Origin of the sequence: Bacillus sp. UNCCL81 (assembly GCF_900112535.1) — a bacterium.
In the GTDB taxonomy this organism is placed as follows: Bacteria; Bacillota; Bacilli; order Bacillales; family Bacillaceae_G; genus Gottfriedia; species Gottfriedia luciferensis_B.
In genome coordinates, this window is sequence record NZ_FOMF01000002.1 from 198,920 (window position 1) to 217,024 (window position 18,105).

20 protein-coding genes are annotated in these 18,105 nt (G+C 32.0%); 19 read left to right on the forward strand and 1 reads right to left on the reverse strand.

All coding sequences use genetic code 11. From position 1 onward, the window contains the following. Positions 1 to 51: 51 nt before the first annotated feature. Together BM319_RS01125 and BM319_RS01130 are read left to right on the forward strand one after the other, a co-directional pair. On the forward strand, positions 52 to 834 hold the full coding sequence (locus BM319_RS01125; protein ID WP_091021087.1) for a sporulation protein YpjB: 783 nt from the start codon (positions 52 to 54) through the stop codon (positions 832 to 834). A gap of 58 nt (positions 835 to 892) precedes the next feature. Next, entirely contained in the window at positions 893 to 1,573 is a 681-nt protein-coding gene (locus BM319_RS01130; protein WP_069031878.1) for a zinc metallopeptidase, read from the forward strand. A gap of 62 nt (positions 1,574 to 1,635) precedes the next feature. On the opposite strand, the gene BM319_RS01135 is transcribed toward BM319_RS01130, so the two are convergent. Further along, entirely contained in the window at positions 1,636 to 2,508 is an 873-nt protein-coding gene (locus BM319_RS01135) for a YitT family protein (RefSeq protein ID WP_069031879.1), read from the reverse strand. A 136-nt stretch (positions 2,509 to 2,644) separates the two neighbouring features. Here BM319_RS01135 and BM319_RS01140 point away from each other — a divergent pair, with 136 nt between their 5' ends. The 17 genes from BM319_RS01140 (at position 2,645) to BM319_RS01220 (ending at position 18,009) form a co-directional block, all read left to right on the forward strand. Further along, the gene (locus BM319_RS01140) at positions 2,645 to 2,974 is read left to right on the forward strand and encodes a nucleotide pyrophosphohydrolase (protein ID WP_049819716.1); all 330 of its coding nucleotides are present in this window, start codon (positions 2,645 to 2,647) and stop codon (positions 2,972 to 2,974) included. A 1-nt stretch (position 2,975) separates the two neighbouring features. After that, the gene (dapB, locus tag BM319_RS01145; RefSeq protein ID WP_069031880.1) at positions 2,976 to 3,779 is read left to right on the forward strand and encodes a 4-hydroxy-tetrahydrodipicolinate reductase; all 804 of its coding nucleotides are present in this window, start codon (positions 2,976 to 2,978) and stop codon (positions 3,777 to 3,779) included. 14 nt (positions 3,780 to 3,793) lie between these two features. Beyond that, positions 3,794 to 4,156 carry a methylglyoxal synthase gene (gene mgsA / locus BM319_RS01150; protein ID WP_025671410.1) on the forward strand — a complete coding sequence of 121 codons (363 nt, stop codon included), beginning with the start codon at positions 3,794 to 3,796 and terminating at the stop codon, positions 4,154 to 4,156. 20 nt (positions 4,157 to 4,176) lie between these two features. Then, a complete protein-coding gene (gene bshB1, locus BM319_RS01155) occupies positions 4,177 to 4,878 on the forward strand; it encodes a bacillithiol biosynthesis deacetylase BshB1 (protein WP_139226464.1) in 702 nt (233 codons plus the stop codon). Between the two features lie 30 nt (positions 4,879 to 4,908). Beyond that, positions 4,909 to 6,039 carry an N-acetyl-alpha-D-glucosaminyl L-malate synthase BshA gene (bshA, locus tag BM319_RS01160; protein WP_069031881.1) on the forward strand — a complete coding sequence of 377 codons (1,131 nt, stop codon included), beginning with the start codon at positions 4,909 to 4,911 and terminating at the stop codon, positions 6,037 to 6,039. Position 6,040: 1 nt separating this feature from the next. After that, a complete protein-coding gene (locus BM319_RS01165; RefSeq protein WP_091021088.1) occupies positions 6,041 to 7,234 on the forward strand; it encodes a CCA tRNA nucleotidyltransferase in 1,194 nt (397 codons plus the stop codon). Continuing rightward, complete coding sequence (locus BM319_RS01170) at positions 7,219 to 8,202, forward strand: biotin--[acetyl-CoA-carboxylase] ligase (RefSeq protein WP_091021089.1); 984 nt, start codon at positions 7,219 to 7,221, stop codon at positions 8,200 to 8,202. Before BM319_RS01165 ends, BM319_RS01170 begins: the two co-directional genes overlap by 16 nt. A gap of 379 nt (positions 8,203 to 8,581) precedes the next feature. Continuing rightward, positions 8,582 to 9,424 carry a 3-methyl-2-oxobutanoate hydroxymethyltransferase gene (gene panB / locus BM319_RS01175; RefSeq protein WP_069031884.1) on the forward strand — a complete coding sequence of 281 codons (843 nt, stop codon included), beginning with the start codon at positions 8,582 to 8,584 and terminating at the stop codon, positions 9,422 to 9,424. After that, a complete protein-coding gene (panC, locus tag BM319_RS01180; protein WP_069031885.1) occupies positions 9,421 to 10,266 on the forward strand; it encodes a pantoate--beta-alanine ligase in 846 nt (281 codons plus the stop codon). The genes panB and panC overlap by 4 nt, the downstream gene beginning before the upstream one ends. Positions 10,267 to 10,292: 26 nt before the next feature. Then, positions 10,293 to 10,676: an aspartate 1-decarboxylase gene (panD, locus tag BM319_RS01185; protein ID WP_025671415.1), complete on the forward strand. Its 384-nt coding sequence runs from the start codon at positions 10,293 to 10,295 to the stop codon at positions 10,674 to 10,676. Positions 10,677 to 10,876: 200 nt separating this feature from the next. After that, positions 10,877 to 13,666 (forward strand): ATP-dependent DNA helicase DinG, encoded by a 2,790-nt coding sequence (gene dinG, locus BM319_RS01190; protein ID WP_091021090.1) that lies wholly within the window; start codon positions 10,877 to 10,879, stop codon positions 13,664 to 13,666. Positions 13,667 to 13,773: 107 nt separating this feature from the next. Next, on the forward strand, positions 13,774 to 13,944 hold the full coding sequence (locus BM319_RS01195; protein WP_069031887.1) for a YpmA family protein: 171 nt from the start codon (positions 13,774 to 13,776) through the stop codon (positions 13,942 to 13,944). Positions 13,945 to 13,955: 11 nt separating this feature from the next. Next, positions 13,956 to 14,420 carry a cell wall elongation regulator TseB-like domain-containing protein gene (locus BM319_RS01200; RefSeq protein WP_069031888.1) on the forward strand — a complete coding sequence of 155 codons (465 nt, stop codon included), beginning with the start codon at positions 13,956 to 13,958 and terminating at the stop codon, positions 14,418 to 14,420. A gap of 15 nt (positions 14,421 to 14,435) precedes the next feature. Continuing rightward, a complete protein-coding gene (locus BM319_RS01205; protein ID WP_069031889.1) occupies positions 14,436 to 15,623 on the forward strand; it encodes a pyridoxal phosphate-dependent aminotransferase in 1,188 nt (395 codons plus the stop codon). A gap of 271 nt (positions 15,624 to 15,894) precedes the next feature. Beyond that, positions 15,895 to 16,623, forward strand: a complete 729-nt coding sequence (locus tag BM319_RS01210; RefSeq protein ID WP_069031890.1) for a DnaD domain-containing protein — start codon at positions 15,895 to 15,897, stop codon at positions 16,621 to 16,623. A 230-nt stretch (positions 16,624 to 16,853) separates the two neighbouring features. Further along, positions 16,854 to 17,516, forward strand: coding sequence for an endonuclease III (gene nth / locus BM319_RS01215; RefSeq protein WP_069031891.1), 663 nt, complete (start codon positions 16,854 to 16,856; stop codon positions 17,514 to 17,516). Next, on the forward strand, positions 17,506 to 18,009 hold the full coding sequence (locus BM319_RS01220) for a YpoC family protein (RefSeq protein WP_069031892.1): 504 nt from the start codon (positions 17,506 to 17,508) through the stop codon (positions 18,007 to 18,009). Before nth ends, BM319_RS01220 begins: the two co-directional genes overlap by 11 nt. The last annotated feature ends 96 nt before the right edge of the window (positions 18,010 to 18,105 follow it).

Below are 18,105 nucleotides of genomic sequence, written 5' to 3' on the forward strand. Positions count from 1 at the left end.
TAATCTTGTCCTTTCTCTCATAATTATTAGTAGTTATGAGGGAGGGGTTTGATGAAAAAATTAATTGCGGGGATAAGCGTTTTTTTTATTTTCTTTTCATTTAATACCGTAAAAGGGTACGCTAAAATAGATCAAGAAACTTCACTAATTGAAAAAACGCTCTCTTTAGTACAAGATGGTGATTATGTTCATGGCGCTAATTTATTGGAGCAATTAGAATCAAAGTATATGGCGTCAGCAAAAAAGAATAAGGATTTCACACCAAAGGATTTAGAAACCATTTCAGTTACTTTTCAAAATGCACTTGTATCTTTATCAAATGATGGAATTGATCCACAAGAAAAGGTTGCCGATGTGCTTGGTTTGAGATTATTGATTGATGCTGGTGAAACGACTATGCAGCCGATGTGGAAGGAAATGAAAAAGTCAGTTATGACTCCACTACAGAATATGGAGTCAGCATATAAACGAGGTAATTCTGAAGCATATGAAACGCAATTAAATCAATTCTTACACCAATTTGAGATTATTTATCCAAGTCTAATTATGGACCTTCCATATGATGAAGTAAAAAAAATAAATTCACTTGTTTCGTTTTTAGATGATTATCGTATTAACCAAGAATCTATACCGGCTTTTCAACAAAAGTTGGATGAGACTAAAAGTGAATTATTATTCATTTTTGATCAAGGTAATTCAATTATTCCACCTGTTTCTATTTGGACAATATTTACAACAGGGATCATTATTGTCGGTACATTAAGTTATGTTGGTTGGAGAAAATATATAGGTGATCGAAATAAGAACAAAAAAAGAAGAGAACATAATGATTGACAAATTTCTCTAAAAGTTATTACAATATCGTAAAATCACACTCCTTGGAGGAATTACAATGAGTTATTTAATTTACTTTTTAATTTTGTTGCTTGTACCTTTATATGCGCAAATGAAGGTTAAATCAACTTTTAGAAAGTATTCTCAAGTTGGTTCTACATCACATTTAACGGGTGCAGAAGTAGCGAGAAAAATTTTAAATGAAAATGGATTATACAATGTGGCAGTAGAGGAAACTCGAGGATATTTATCTGACCATTATGATCCACGTGCAAAAGTTGTAAGATTATCAACTGAAAATTATCATGGATATTCGGTGGCGGGTACAGCAGTTGCAGCTCATGAAGTAGGACATGCAATTCAAGATGCGAATGACTATAGCTTTTTAAGATTCCGTCATTCATTAGTACCTGTTGCAAATTTCAGTTCCAATTTTTCTTATATATTTATTTTAATTGGCATGTTTTCTCGTCTTTCAGGTGCATTATTAATAGGAATAGTGTTATTAGCACTAGGTGTTTTGTTCCAAGTTGTTACACTTCCTGTTGAATTTAATGCCTCAAGTAGAGCTTTAAAACAGATTACAACTTTGGGCATCATCAATTCGAATGAGCATGTTTATGCAAAACGCGTTTTAAATGCAGCCGCATTGACATATGTTGCAGCAGCAGCGGTAGCCGTCGCAGAATTATTAAGATTAATTTTAATTTATACAGGTATGACACGTAGTGATGATTAAAATCAATAAAAAAAAGAGGTTCTGGCAATCAAATGCCAAGAACCTCTTTTTTTAGTTAAAAATTAAGGGTGAAGAGGGACTTTATTTTCATCTAATGTAAAGCCCTCACCTAGTACATCATGCACTTCTGTAACGGCTACAAAAGCGTGTGGATCGATATCCTGAATGATGTTTTTTAAATGAACTAATTCGTTTTTTGGTACGACACAAAATAAAACGTCTTTGCTTTCTCCAGTAAATGTTCCAGTTGCTTTTAAATAAGTTGCGCCACGTTCCATTTCTTTCATAATTCGAGCGGCAATTAAATCATTTTTCTCAGAGATAATATTTGCTCCACGTGCAGCATATGCACCTTCTTGCATAAAATCAATTATTCTTGCTCCGACAAAAACTGCAACTAGCGTATACATTGCTTCATATGCTTTTAAGTAAGTTAAAAGTGAAAGTGTAATGACAACAAAGTCAAAAATAAACATCGTTTTCCCCATATTAATACCTTTGTATTTATATGCTAAACGAGCGATGATATCAACACCACCAGTAGTTCCACCAAATCTAAAAATAATTCCTAAACCTACACCAATAAATACACCCGCAAATAATGAAGCTAACATTAAATCGCCATGAACATCTATATTGAAAGTAAATTTCTCAAATAATTTTAAGAAAAAAGAGACTGCAACAGTTCCGATGATTGTATAAAGCATTGTCACTGTACCAAGTAATCTCCAACCAATAAAAAATAAGGGGACGTTTAAGGCTAAGTTTGAGATCCAAACAGGAATATTTAGTTCAGCTAAAAGAATTAAGTTTATTCCCGTAAAGCCACCTTCAGCTAGATTGTTTGGAATATTTATATTCATAATTCCAAAAGAAAAAATTGCAGAACCTAAAATAATAAAAAAGATATTGCGTAACTTCAATTTAAAAATCATATACTTCCTCCATACTATAAAAATTACCCTAAACTCTTATTTTTATCTTATCTTGTATTTTTTTCAAGTAAAATAATATATAATTTGTCAAAAAGTGGTCAATTCGATAAGATTTAATTGAGGAGTTGATATTAGTATGCACGAAAAAACGATGAAAGAAATGCAAAAAGAAGTCGATACATATATAGGTCAATTTAAAGAAGGGTATTTTAGTCCTTTAGCAATGATGGCAAGGTTAACTGAAGAAATGGGTGAGTTAGCTAGAGAAATTAATCATACCTATGGTGAAAAGCCTAAGAAAAGCACTGAAGAAGAAAAGCTAATTGAAGAAGAGTTAGGTGATGTATTATTTGTTATGATTTGTTTAGCAAATAGCTTAAATATAGACTTACAAGAAGCACATGATATGGTGATGAAGAAGTTTAATACTCGAGATAAAGATCGTTGGACTAGGAAGGAAGTTTAAAATGGAGAAAGTAATTAGAGTAGTATTAGCAGGACCAAGAGGTAAAATGGGAATTGAAGCTTTACAATTAATTGATCGAACTGAGCATTTTCACCTTGTAGCTGCAGTAGATTATAAATTAGGTGGAGAACAAATCCAAAAAGTTAGCCCCGGCTTTAAAGGGGAAGCAAAAATATATGAAACATTAGAGCAATGTATTGAAAATGAAAGCTTTGATGTTCTTGTTGACTTAACAACACCTGAAATTGGAAAAAAACATGCATTTTTAGCATTAAAAAATGGTATTCGACCTGTAATAGGGACAACAGGTTTTACAAAAGAGGAGCTTGATGATTTAAAAGAGTTAGCTTCAAATAAGGAGCTAGGTTGTATTATTGCGCCAAATTTTGCAATAGGTGCTATATTAATGATGAAATTCTCTGCAATGGCAGCGAAATATTTTAAAGATATCGAAATCATTGAACTACATCATGACCAAAAATTAGATGCGCCTTCAGGTACAGCTCTTAAAACAGTTCAAATGATTGAGGAAGTTCGTGAATCGAAAGTACAAGGACATCCAAATGAAGTTGAAACTGAAGCTGGGGCTAGAGGTGCTGATCTAAATGGAATGAGAGTTCATAGTGTGAGATTACCTGGTTTAGTTGCGCATCAACAAGTTTTATTCGGTGGAGATGGTCAACTATTAACAATTCGACATGATTCAATGAATCGAGCTTCTTTTATGTCTGGAGTTAAAGTAGCCGTTGAGGAAGTAATGAAACTTTCAGAGCTAGTGTACGGCTTAGAAAATATAATGGACTAAAGGTGGTGCAGGTAGTGAAAATAGCTTTAATTGCTCACGATAAGAGAAAAGACGCATTAGTAACTTTTGTTCAAGAAAATGAATCTTTTTTTCAGCAGCATGAACTATTTTCAACAGGTACTACAGGATTACGCGTAATGGAAAATACAACTTTAAAAGTTTATCGTTTTCAATCTGGTCCACTCGGAGGAGATCAAGAAATAGGTGCACTAATTGCTAAAGGGAAAATGGACGCTATTTTCTTTTTTAGGGATCCATTAACTGCTCAACCGCATGAACCAGATGTAAATGCTTTATTAAGGCTATGCGATGTTTTTCATGTCCCGGTGGCAACGAACATTCAAACCGCTAAGGCAGTAGTGAAATTTTTTAGTTAGTTTGAAAGAGAGTGAGATAAGTGGAATATTTTGATGTACTAGCATTTGGAGCGCATCCAGATGATGTTGAGATTGGAATGGCAGGCACGATTGCTAAGTTTACGAAGTTAGGCTATAAGGTTGCTATTTGTGATTTAACTGAAGCGGAGCTCTCATCAAATGGGGATACTATTATTAGAAGAAAAGAAGCTGAAGAAGCAGATAAGATTTTAGGGGTTTCAAAGCGTTTTAATTTATCATTACCAGATAGGGGGCTATACTTATCTGAGGAAGCGATTAAACAAGTAGCTGCTTTAATTCGAATGACGAAGCCTAGTATTATTTTTTCGCCATATGAAGTGGATCGTCATCCTGATCATGGTAATTGTACAAAAATAGTAGAAGAAGCTGTATTTTCATCTGGGATTAGAAAATTTAATGTAAATACAAATCATGAAGCTCACAAGGTAAAACACGTTTTTCAATATATGATTAATGGGTTTCATCGACCTAATTTTATAGTTGATGTTTCAGAAACGATTGAAGTCAAAAGGGCAGCTTTAGAAGCTTATGAAAGTCAATTTACTCCCGGACCAGATGGTGTAGTTACGCCTTTAACAAACGACTATGTAAATAGCGTAATTGCAAGAGAGAAAATTTTTGGAAAAGAAGCCGGAGTGCCATATGGGGAAGGGTTTATGAGTAAGAGACCACTCCTATTAAATGCAGATTGGTTAGTTTAAGTAGAAATGAAGAAGTTTAGGAGAGATAAAATGAAATTAAAAATTGGGATTACATGTTATCCTTCAGTAGGCGGTTCTGGTGTGATTGCAACTGAGCTAGGAAAGTTATTAGCAGAACTAGGACATGAAATTCATTTTATTTCATCAAGTATGCCGTTTCGTTTAAATAAAGTATATCCTAATATTTATTATCATGCAGTTGAAGTAAATCAATATTCAGTTTTCCAATATCCTCCATATGATTTAGCATTGGCGAGTAAGATGGCTGAAATTGCAAACCGTGAAAAATTAGATATTTTACATGTACATTATGCGATTCCGCATGCAATTTGTGCTGTTCTAGCAAAACAAATGATTCATCATGATATTAAAATTGTAACGACATTACATGGTACAGATATAACTGTTCTTGGTTATGACTCATCTTTAACAGAGTTAATTAAGTTTGGGATTGAAAAATCAGATGTTGTAACTGCGGTCTCAAATGATTTAATACGTCAAACAGAGGAATTAGTTAACCCTGATAAAGAAATACAAACTGTGTATAATTTTATTGATGAACGAGTGTATTACAAAAGAAATTGTCGGGCATTAAAAGCAGAGTACGGGATTAAGGAGCATGAAAAAGTCATTATACATATTTCTAATTTCCGACAAGTTAAACGAACAAAAGATGTAGTAGATGTATTTAACTTAGTTAGAAAAGAAATTCCATCCAAGTTACTATTAGTTGGTGATGGTCCGGAAATCTCAAGTTTATGTAAATTAGTAAGAGAGCTAGGTATTGATGATGATGTCTTATTTTTAGGAAAGCAAGAGAATGTTGAAGAGTTACTTTCAATGAGCGATATAAAATTACTTCTTTCATCAAAAGAAAGCTTTGGTTTAGTTTTACTTGAGGCGATGGCTTGTGGAGTTCCATGTATCGGTACTAGAGTTGGTGGGATTCCAGAAGTAATCGAACATGGAGAAAACGGATTTATTTGTGAACTAGGAGATATTGAACAAATCGCTTATTATACACTCAACTTATTACAAGATGAAGAACTATTTAAACGCATATCAAGTCGCGCGATTGAAATTGTAAAAGAAAGATTTCAATCAAATAAAATCGTTTCACAATATTTAGCTATTTATAATGAGTTATTAGGAATGAAATAATATGGATATTTTTGACAAAGCAAAGCCGATATTAGATAAATTAATAAAAAATGGTTTCGAGGCCTATTTTGTCGGTGGATGTGTAAGAGATAAATTATTAAATAGATCAATTGGAGATATTGATATTGCAACTTCAGCTTTACCTGAAGAGGTTATGTCAATATTTCCAAAAACTGTTCCAACCGGATTACAGCATGGAACGGTTTTAGTTATACAAAATAGTGAGCCATATGAGATTACAACATTCAGAACTGAATCAACATATCATGATTTTCGTAGACCATCGGAGGTTACATTTGTAAAATCAATCGAAGAAGATTTAAAACGAAGAGATTTTACAATGAATGCCATTGCTATGACGACAAAAAATGAAATAATAGATCCTTTTAATGGTACAATTGATCTTTATGATGGATTAATTAGATGTGTCGGTGAAGCTAAGGAAAGATTTCAAGAAGATGCTCTTAGAATGTTAAGAGGTATACGGTTTGTAAGCCAATTAGATTTTCGTTTACATGATGAAACGTTTAATGCAATTAAATCATATAAACATTTAATTGAAAATATAGCAATTGAACGCATTTCAGTTGAAATAGAAAAAATGTTAATAGGAAAGTCGCCTAAAAAAGGCATCGGTCTATTAATACAAACAAATTTAGTAAATCATTTACCAAGCTTAAAAGAATATACAAGTCAGTTTAATGATCTATTAGATTTTCCTATTCAATCATTAAAAACCATTGAAGAGATTTGGGCGCTAATATTATATAAATGTAATTTTGATAACCCAGAACAGGTTTTAAGAAATTGGAAGATGTCGAATAATCGCATGAAACAAATATTAAAGGTTTATCATTTGTTAAATGAAACGAAAATTAAATGGAGCAATACAAAGTTATATCAAGTTGGATTGACGGATGCCATAAAATATGAGCGTTTACAATGTGTCATTGACAAGATCGATGCAAATGAATTGAATGAAGATTTATTAAAGACCTTATATAATCAATTACCGATTTATTCAAAGTCAGATATATGTATTACAGGTAATGATTTATTAGAATGGTCCCAATTAAAAGGTGGACCATGGTTGAAAGAAGTATTAAGTGAAATAGAATTTCAATTAGTAGAGAACCAGCTTGAGAATAACCAACTTGCTATTAAGGAGTGGTTCATAAATTGGCTTCAAAAGTAAAAGAAAAAATTATACAACTGTTTACGGAAAATAGTAATGAATATTTATCAGGTCAATTTTTGAGTGATGAATTAGGAATTTCACGTACTGCAATATGGAAATACATGAAAGAATTGCAAGATGAGGGAATTGAAGTTGAAGCAGTTAGGAAGGTTGGATATAAAATAATAGGCAAATCTGATCGATTAACTCCAACGGATATTCAACTTGGTTTAGAAACGAAAAAATTTGGCAGAAATGTCGTATACCATGAAGAAACTAATTCAACACAAACGATCGCTAATGAATTAGTGCTAAATGATGCTCCAGAAGGTACGATCGTTTTGGCAGAGCGTCAATTATTAGGTAGGGGTAGATTACAAAGAAACTGGTTAACTTCAGATGGAAAAGCTATTGCAATGAGTGTGATCCTTAGACCAGCTATTTCACCTAGAGTAGCACCTCAGCTTACATTACTAACGGCTGTAGTCATTGCTTCAGCCATTGAAAAAGTGACCGGTTTACATCCCAATATAAAATGGCCAAATGATATTTTAATCAATAATAAAAAAGTTTGTGGAATCTTAACTGAAATGCAAGGTGACGCTGATTGCATTAAAAGCGTTGTCATAGGTATTGGAATTAATGTAAATCAAGTTGAGGAAGATTACCCATTAGAACTGTCAGATATCGCTACATCATTACGTATTGAAAAAGGACAAACCTTTATGAGAGCGAATTTAATTCAAGCTATTTTAGCTGAATTTGAAAAGTTCTATGAAATATTTTTAGAAAAAGGGTTTAAACCGATTAAAATTTTATGGGAAAGCTATGCAATTTCATTAGGGAAACAAATAAAAGCCACAACTTTAACCGAAGAAATTGTCGGTAATGCTATTGGAATTACGGATGAGGGCCAATTATTGATTGAAGACCACTTAGGTAATGTTCATACAATTTATTCAGCGGATATTTCGATAAATAAATAATGTAATATGAAATAAAATAACTCTCTTTATATTTTTGAAAGAGAGTTATTTTATTTGCTGTATAATAGTCACGTATATTTGTAAATAATACCAAGTTTTTTCTTTACTTAATTGCTATTCTTACTATAAACTGTATTGGAAGGGTCGCGACTTTCGCTGATACTTCATGGGTGGTATCTGAATAGGGTTAATCAATCTTTAGTATCCTAAGAAGAACTACACCAGGTTTTAAAAAATCAATTCTAAAAATGTGTCTGCCTTGATCCTATAAGGACTGGGACAGAGGAATGAGACGGTTTACAATTTTCCTTTGTTCTCTTTTGAGCAAAGTTTTTTTATTGTAACCCCCATTTCCTCTCATTTAAAAGGAGGAAAAAAGATGAAAACAACAAAAGATTTTTTAAACATGAAACAAAACAATGACCCAATCGTCATGATCACTGCTTATGATTACCCTTCAGCACTATTAGCAGAAGCTAGTGAAGTAGATATGATTTTAGTCGGTGACTCACTTGGGAATGTTGTCCTAGGATATGATTCTACAATTAAGGTTACTGTAGACGACATGATTCATCACTCAAAAGCAGTTAAACGCGGGGCAAAAAATACGTTTATTGTGACAGACATGCCATTTATGTCTTACCACTTTTCAAAAGAAGAGGCTTTACGTAATGCATGCCGCATTATGCAAGAAGGTGATGCGCACGCTGTTAAGGTTGAAGGCGCAGATGAAAATGTTTTAGAAGTGATTAAAGCATTAACAATCGCAGGAGTACCAGTTGTAGCTCATTTAGGATTGACTCCTCAATCTGTAGGTGTATTAGGTGGGTATAAAGTTCAAGCACGTGACTCTGAAAGTGCGATGAAATTGTTTAACGATGCAAAAAAATGTGAAGAAGCAGGAGCATTTGCAATCGTACTTGAATGTGTACCAAAGCAAATTGCAAAGGATATTACTAAGGATCTTTCCATTCCAACAATCGGAATAGGTGCTGGTGTTGATACAGATGGTCAAGTACTTGTTTACCATGATTTAATAACATATGGTGTTGGTCGAGTAGCGAAGTTTGTTAAACAGTATGCAAATGTATCTCCAACAATTGAAAATGCAATTGCTTCATATGTACAAGAAGTTAAAGCTAGACAATTTCCAGATACAAAACATTCGTTTACGATGAAGGAAGAACAGTTAAAGGCATTATACGGGGGAAGTTCGCAATGAAAGTGTTTCACACAATAAATGATTTAAGAAATGAATTAAAAATTCACAGAAAAAATGAAAAATCGATTGGATTTGTACCAACAATGGGGTTTTTACATGAAGGCCATGCATCATTATTAGAAGAAGCTAGAAGAAATAATGATATCGTCGTTTTAAGTATTTTTGTTAATCCGACTCAATTTGGTCCTAATGAAGATTTTGATCGATATCCAAGGGACTTTGAAAGAGATGAAAAAGTTGCACTAAATGCTGGTGTAGATTGCCTCTTTTATCCAACAGTTGAAGAAATGTATCCAAATGAATTAAAATCAACAATGAAAGTAACAAAACGAGTAGATGTCCTTTGTGGTGAAAAAAGACCTGGACATTTTGATGGTGTTGCATTAGTTGTAACAAAATTATTTAATATTGTTCAACCAGACCAGGCTTATTTTGGATTAAAGGATGCTCAGCAAGTCGCTGTAATTGAAGGTTTAGTTGAAGACTTTAATATTCCTGTAAAAATTAATCCAGTTCCAACTATTAGAGAAGAAGATGGATTAGCTAAAAGTTCTAGAAATGTCTATTTAACAGATAAAGAAAGACAAGAAGCACCAGTTCTTTATAAAAGTTTACAAAAAGCGGTTGAAGATATAAAAAATGGGAATTTAAATCCAGATCAACTGCAACAAAATATTATTTCGACAATTCAAAGCGAAACATCTGGAACAGTAGATTACGTAAGTATTTATTCTTATCCAGATTTAGAGCCTATAAATAAAATAAATGGAAAAGTAATTATTGCTTTAGCAGTAAAATTTTCTAATGCTCGCTTAATCGATAATATTTTAATTTCTATTTAAGGATTGAACAACTAGGGGGAAATGACATGATTCGCACAATGATGAGAGCAAAACTTCATAGAGCTACAGTTACAGAAGCTAATTTAAATTATGTTGGAAGTATTACAATTGATCAAGATTTAATGGATGCTGTAGATGTACTTGAAAACGAAAAAGTTCAAATTGTAAATAATAATAACGGTGCACGACTTGAGACATATGTTATTCCAGGAAAACGTGGAAGTGGTGTAATTTGTCTTAATGGTGCAGCGGCTAGATTAGTCCAAGAAGGCGACAAAGTAATTATTATTGCATATGGTCAGGTAGAGGAAGAGAAACTGGATCAACATGAACCAAAGATTGCTATTTTAAATGATGCAAATGAAATTGTTGAAATGATTGGCAAAGAAATTGCAGGTACAGTTAAGTAATAGTCAATTTTTGAATATCGAAGCAAGGAGTTACTTGCTTTAGGATCAAAAGTATTTAACAGACAAGTGAAACATCGAAAGAAACGAGCTTTTGAGGGCAATTTGAAATCCCCTTCTTTAGGGGATTTTTTTGTTGGTTGTATTGTTTAATCTGTTTATGCAAAATAATATCTATATAGAGAATTTGGAGGTGGCAAAATATGAATAAATTTGTGGTCGTTGACTTAGAAACAACCGGAAATAATAATAGAGGTCAAGATCGAATTATTCAAATTGCAGCCTTTTTATTGGAAAGTGGAGAAGTTATTGAACAGTTTTCAAGTTTTATTAATCCAAATATGAATATTCCAACCTTTATTTCCGAACTAACAGGGATATCAGATGAAATGGTTCAATATGCTCCTCAATTTGAACAAATAGTTGAAGAATTATACCCGATGTTTAATGACGCCTATTTTGTTGCACACAATGTTCATTTTGACTTAACATTTTTGCAAAAAGAATTTGAGCGGATTGGTTTACCAAAAATTTCTCCGTTAGCCATTGATACAGTGGAGTTAACAAGAATTTTATATCCAACATTAACTAGTTATAAATTATCTGATTTAGCAAAAGTTTTCAATATACAACATGAAAACCCTCATCAAGCTGATAGTGATGCGGAAGTAACTGCCGAATTATTAACAATTTTATTAAAAAAACTTGAGAGCTTGCCATATGCATCATTAAAAATATTAGAAAAACTTAGCACTAGTTTTAAAAGTGACATTACATACTATATTTCGGATCTACTTCAAAAGCAATCTGAATCATTTTCAAATGAATCTGTTGATTATGAAGAATTTAGACGAATAGCTCTTAAAAAAAGAAGCTTTAGTTTACCCCAAGAGGAAGAAGATTTCGTAGAATTTGACGAGCATCTCAAACGTGATCTAGTAGATCAGATGGCTGTGGAAATTCCAAATTTTATAAAAAGAGATGAACAGTTTGCATATATGCACGATGTATTCGATGCATTTAGCCAAAATAATATTCTCTTAGCTGAGGCTGGAACAGGTGTAGGTAAGACATTTGGTTATTTAATTCCATCAGCATTTTTCTCAAAACAATTTGGCAAACAAGTGGTCATCAGCACAAGTACCATCTCGTTACAAAAACAATTACTTAAAAAACATATAAAAACAATTGAAAAAATAATTCCATTTCAGTTGAAAATAGCTTCAATTCAAAGTAAAAGAAATTATCTATGTCTGCAAAAATTTGAATATATTGTAGGCGAACAATTTGATGATAATTACGATAGTATTTTATCGAAGGCTATGATAACAGTTTGGTTAACTGAAACTGAAAATGGAGAATTAGATGAATTATCACTTCCTTCAGGTGGCTTACATTTATGGGATCGTGTATGTTGTAACGAAGAAAGTGAAAATAAAAGAACAAATCCTTGGTTTCATAAATGTTTTTATCAAAAAGCTAAAAATCAATTAATGTTAGCCGATATAATTATTACAAACCATGCTTATTTATTGTCTACTTTAAAAAATAAAGATCACTTAATTAATTCTGTCAAAACGATTGTAATTGATGAGGCACATGCTCTTGAGGAGACAGCATCAAAAACTTTTGGAATCACTTTTTCTTGCTTAAAATATTATCAATATTTAAGTAGATTAAGTACTACTGATAGTAATGAACTTGTACACCGATTATATAAATTTGATGAGGGAATACCAAATCGTGAAAAATGGTGGAAAAAAGTTGATCATTTAGTAAAAGAAATAAAGTATGAATCAGAAGAGTTATTTAGGTTATTACGTGATTTTATTTTAAGTAAACAAAATGAACTTGATAAAGAAAACATTAGACAGTCAATTACACTAAGTGATAAAAATACTGCAAGCCAAAATTGGAAAGTTATACAAGAATGTGCAAATAGATTAATTCATGTGAATAATACTTTATTCACGGGTTGTGAGCAATATTTGAATTTAATTGAAGATAAAAAGGTATCAGCGTTTCATCGTTCAATCGTTTCGGAGTTTAAAATGATTATTGAACAACTAAAAAGCATGAAAAATGGTCTTTATGAAATATTATTCGATAAAAATGATCATTATATTTGCTGGATGGACACTGAAGCAAAAGGCTCATTTCATACAACAATGCTTTATTGTGAGAAAGTTGAAAATGCAGATTTAATACAAAATTATTTAATTAGTGGAAGAAATTCAATTGTACTAACATCCGCTACAATGTCGATTGATTCATCATTCTCATTTATAAAGTCATCATTAGGAATTAGTGAAAATATCAATGTCATTGAAAAAATATACCCAGTCCCAAATGATTTTGCCCAGGGGATGAAAGTGTATATTCCATCAGATTTAATGGGAATAAAAGAGATTACACAAGAAGAGTATGCATTACAAACTTCGAATACAATTCGCAAAATTGTTTCGGAAATAAAAGGTAGAACATTAGTTTTATTTACAGCTTTTGATTTATTAAAACAGACTTATGATCAATTAATACAAGATTTAGGCTCTCTGAATTCATCTGTATTAGCTCAAGGTGTTTCTCCTGGAGGAAAACAAAAGTTAATAAAACAGTTTTTACAATCTAAACAAACAATTTTATTAGGTACGAACACTTTTTGGGAAGGAATTGACCTACCTAATGAAGAATTAGATTGTTTAATCATTGTACGCTTACCGTTTACCAACCCTGAAAAGCCTATGTTTATTGCTAAATCAAATTTATTAAAAAAAGCTGGAGAAAATTCTTTCTCAAGTTTGGCTTTACCATTAGCAGTATTTAAGTTTAGACAAGGTTATGGTCGTCTAATTCGAAATGAAAAAGATCAAGGTTCATTATTTGTTTTAGATAATCGCATAATAAATACTAGTTATGGATCAGAATTTTTAAAGTTAATCCCGAAAAACAAAATAAAAATTAATTCAATTGATGAATTATTAAAAGATTTTTAGTAGTTTTTCAAAATTTAGCATGAGAATAGTAGGGGATTTAAGGTTAGACGTGTGGTATAATGACATAAATTGTAATGTATTTATAATACATTTTTAGGAGGAGCAACATGAATTCAAATATTGAAGTATTATCAACAACAAAAATTGAATATACTAGAGATTTATACAAAATTGTTGATAGTTTAAATCGTACTTTAAAAGAAAAAGATTTAATGTTTGGAATTGCACTTGATAAAGAAGATCAAGAATATGCGGTATTTACAATTTATCGAACATAAATGAGGTATATATGAAAAAATGGTTAGTCATCCTTGGATTAAGCATCATTTTTCTTTCATTATTTTTAATCGCCACATATCAATCATCAATTTCAAAGCTAAATGATGATAAAAAACATGCCGAAGAGCTTGTTTTAAATCAAGGGTATTTAAAATCTGTGGAAACATCTGATTATTTCCATGGAAAAGAACAAGCGATCGTTGTAAGTGGTAAAGATGATGCAAATAATGAAATGATTGCGTGGGTACAGGATGGAGAAGTTATTACACGAAAGAAAAGTGAAGGATTGTCTCAAAAACAAATCATTGACAAAGTAGTCAGTGAGAGAAACCCAAGAAAAATACATAAAGTAAAGTTAGGAATAGAGAACAAAATACCACTTTGGGAAGTAGTATATATAGACCAAAATGGCCGATATAATTTTTACTACGCTGCTTTCGAAAATGGAGAGCTTTTAAAACGTTATAGTATTTAGGGGGAAATTAACAAGATGAAACTAGCAAAAAGAGTAAGTGCACTAACACCATCTACAACACTAGCTATTACAGCAAAAGCAAAAGAGATGAAAGATCAAGGAATTGATGTAATAGGATTAGGAGCAGGTGAACCTGATTTTAATACACCAGTTGAAATTATTGAAGAAGCTTATTCAGCAATGCTTAAAGGCCAAACTAAATATACTCCTTCAAACGGTTTACCAGCTTTAAGAAAAACTATTTGTGATAAGTTATTGAAAGATCAAGGATTAACTTATTCTCCAGGAGAGGTTGTTGTAACAAATGGTGCAAAGCATGCACTTTACACACTTTTCCAAGCGATTTTAGATCCAGGTAACGAAGTAATTATTCCGACACCATACTGGGTAAGCTATCCTGAGCAAGTTATATTAGCAGAAGGTGTACCAGTATTTATTGAAGGGTATGAACATCAACAATTTAAAGTAACACCTGAACAAATCGAAGCGGCGATTACAGAGAATACAAAAGCGATCATTATAAATTCACCAAGTAATCCAACTGGTATGATTTATAATGAGCAAGAATTAAAAGCAATCGGAGAAATTTGTTTAAAACATGATGTATTAATCGTATCTGACGAAATTTATGAAAAATTAGTATATGATGGTGCAAAACATGTTTCAATTGCTTCATTAAGCCCAGAGCTTAAAGAGCAAACGATTATTATCAATGGTGTATCAAAATCTCATTCAATGACAGGATGGAGAATTGGTTATGCAGTTGGTAATAAGGAAATAATTAATGCTATGACAAATCTTGCTAGTCACTCTACTTCAAATCCGACTACAATGGCTCAAATCGCTACGATTAAAGCATATGAGTTAGGTGATGGTCCTGTTGAAGAAATGAGAGTAGCGTTTGAAGATCGTTTAAATAAAACGTACGAGCGTTTAATTTCAATTCCAGGATTTAGCTGTGTTAAACCAAATGGTGCATTTTATTTATTCCCAAATGTGACTGAGGCAGCTAAAATGGCTGGATATCAAAATGTAGATGAATTTTCTACTGAATTACTTGAAAAAGCTAATGTAGCGGTAATCCCTGGTTCAGGATTTGGTTCACCTGATAATATCCGCCTATCATATGCAACATCTCAAGTACAGTTAGATAAAGCTTTAGAACGCATTGAGCAATTTATGAAAGCAAGTATCCTAAGTTAATTTCAATCAGTTGGAAACTCATATTTTTAAATACTGAAGCTAAGCATATGCTTAGCTTTTTTCAATAAATTTTATGTATGAATTTTAAACACCACTAGAAAAAAGCATTTCATCTTTATTAAACAGACGATATCCTTAATTAAATAATTTATTAGTTGGTTTTTTAAATACTAAATAGATATACTAAAATAGAGGTGTGATTTACATGCCTCTATTTATTTTTATTTCACGAGTTTTCTTTAATGTATATTTTATGTAATCATGCTATACTATGCTAGAGGTGTTCGAAGTGAATAATAATAGCATTCTAAACTGGATTCAATTTGGGAATACTAGTATTCCAAATATACTTCTCAGTCATTATTCTTCTTTAAGCATAAATGAAGAAGAACTAGTCATGATTCTACAGCTTTACTCTTTTCAACAACAAGGTCATACGTTTCCAACACCTACTCAATTAGCAAAGATTATGTCAATAAATGAACAAAAATGTATGGAAGTTATTCGAGAACTTCTTAAAAAAGGTTTATTAGAAATTACGGAAGAAATTGACCATCAGAATTTACGATGTGAGGCATACTCACTTTCTCCGTTATGGTTAAAATTAGTTGATTTGACCCAAAATGGTCAACAATCAAATGAAAAACATACGATTCCTTCAATTATTGAACAAGAAGAGGAATCAATTTATTTAGTATTCGAAAAAGAATTTGGTAGATTATTGTCTCCTTTTGAGATTGAAACTTTAACAATGTGGATGGACCAAGATGATCATAATGAAAAACTAATAAAAACTGCACTTAAAGAAGCAGTTATAAGTGGGAAATTAAATTTTCGTTATATAGATCGTATTCTTTTTGAGTGGAAGAAAAATGGAATAAAGCAAGTAGACCAAGCAATGAATTATAGTAAGCATTTTAGAAAAAAAGAAACAAGAGAACCACAAAACGAAACAAAGTATACAGGATCAATTCCTTTTTATAATTGGCTTGAAAAATAAAGCGAGGACATGCTCCTCGCTTTATTGTGTAAAAAATATACAAAAATTTGATTTTCAGACTGTCTGAAAGCGTTTGTCTTTCGAGGCGTGAAGCTTGGTGAGGAGCGGAGTTACCTTTAAATGGTAATGAGCACCGCAGACAGGCGAAACAACGAAGAAAGCGAGCGCTTGACGGGCAGTCTGAAGCGAGGACATGCTCCTCGCTTTTGTTTAGTAAGGAGTGTTTTGAAATGATGAATAAACAACAAATAAATGAGGTTCTTAATACAATTGGTGATATGTTCCCCGATGCACATTGTGAATTAAACCATAAGAATCCGTTTGAATTAGTAGTAGCGGTTGCTTTATCCGCTCAATGTACTGATGTTTTAGTAAATAAAGTGACAAAAAATCTATTTGAAAAATATAAAGAACCACAAGATTATTTAAATGTTTCTTTAGAGGAATTACAAAATGATATTCGCTCAATTGGACTTTTCAGGAACAAAGCAAAAAATATCCAAAAATTAAGTGAAATGATTATTAATGAATTTAATGGAGAAGTTCCACGTACAAGAGAAGAGCTCGTAAAATTGCCAGGTGTTGGTAGAAAGACTGCTAATGTAGTAATGTCAGTCGCATTTAACATTCCAGCAATCGCAGTAGATACTCATGTTGAAAGGGTTTCAAAAAGATTAGCTATATGCCGTTGGAAAGATTCTGTTTTAGAAGTAGAAGAGACATTAATGAAAAAAGTTCCAATCGAGGACTGGGGAGTAACTCATCATCGACTCATATTTTTTGGTAGATACCATTGTAAAGCCCAAAGGCCGAGTTGTGAGGTATGTCCTTTACTTGATCTGTGTAGAGAAGGAAAAAAACGAATGAAAGTGAAGAAAGTAAATGACAAATAATATTTATAAGGATTTTATTGTTGCGCCATTTTATAAAGACAATGGTAATGAACACAAAATGAATGAAGAAATTAAAATTAAAAATAAACCGTTTTTTTATGAAAGCATTCAGATTCTAGATAATGAGAGCTTTAACATCCCGAATGAAAGTGATGAAATTATTAAAGAGATGTTTAATGAATGGAAAGAGGAATCTGAACACATTTCTAATTACTTTAAACAACGGAATCGAAAACTTGCAAGTGAGCCGATGATAAGAGGGTTAGCTAATTTTATATCAATTCTTACATGGATTAATGGCCAAATGCTGCTTAATTTAAATAATTTATTACTTGAGTTAGATAAATTAAAAATAAAGCCAATTAATTTAGACGAGCGTATTAGTTTTTTATTAAATCAACCAGATCACTATCACTCATTCATTCAACTTTCGGGTTTATATACAGAGTTAGAAAAGCTTTATTATAAGCAAAAAATAACCTCCTCAAAATGAGGAGGCTTTTTTAGATTTAGAGATAATTGGTTATACTTAGGCTCCAATGTTTAGATTAGTTACATAGAAAAACCTCCTCAAAAAACGAGGAGGTTT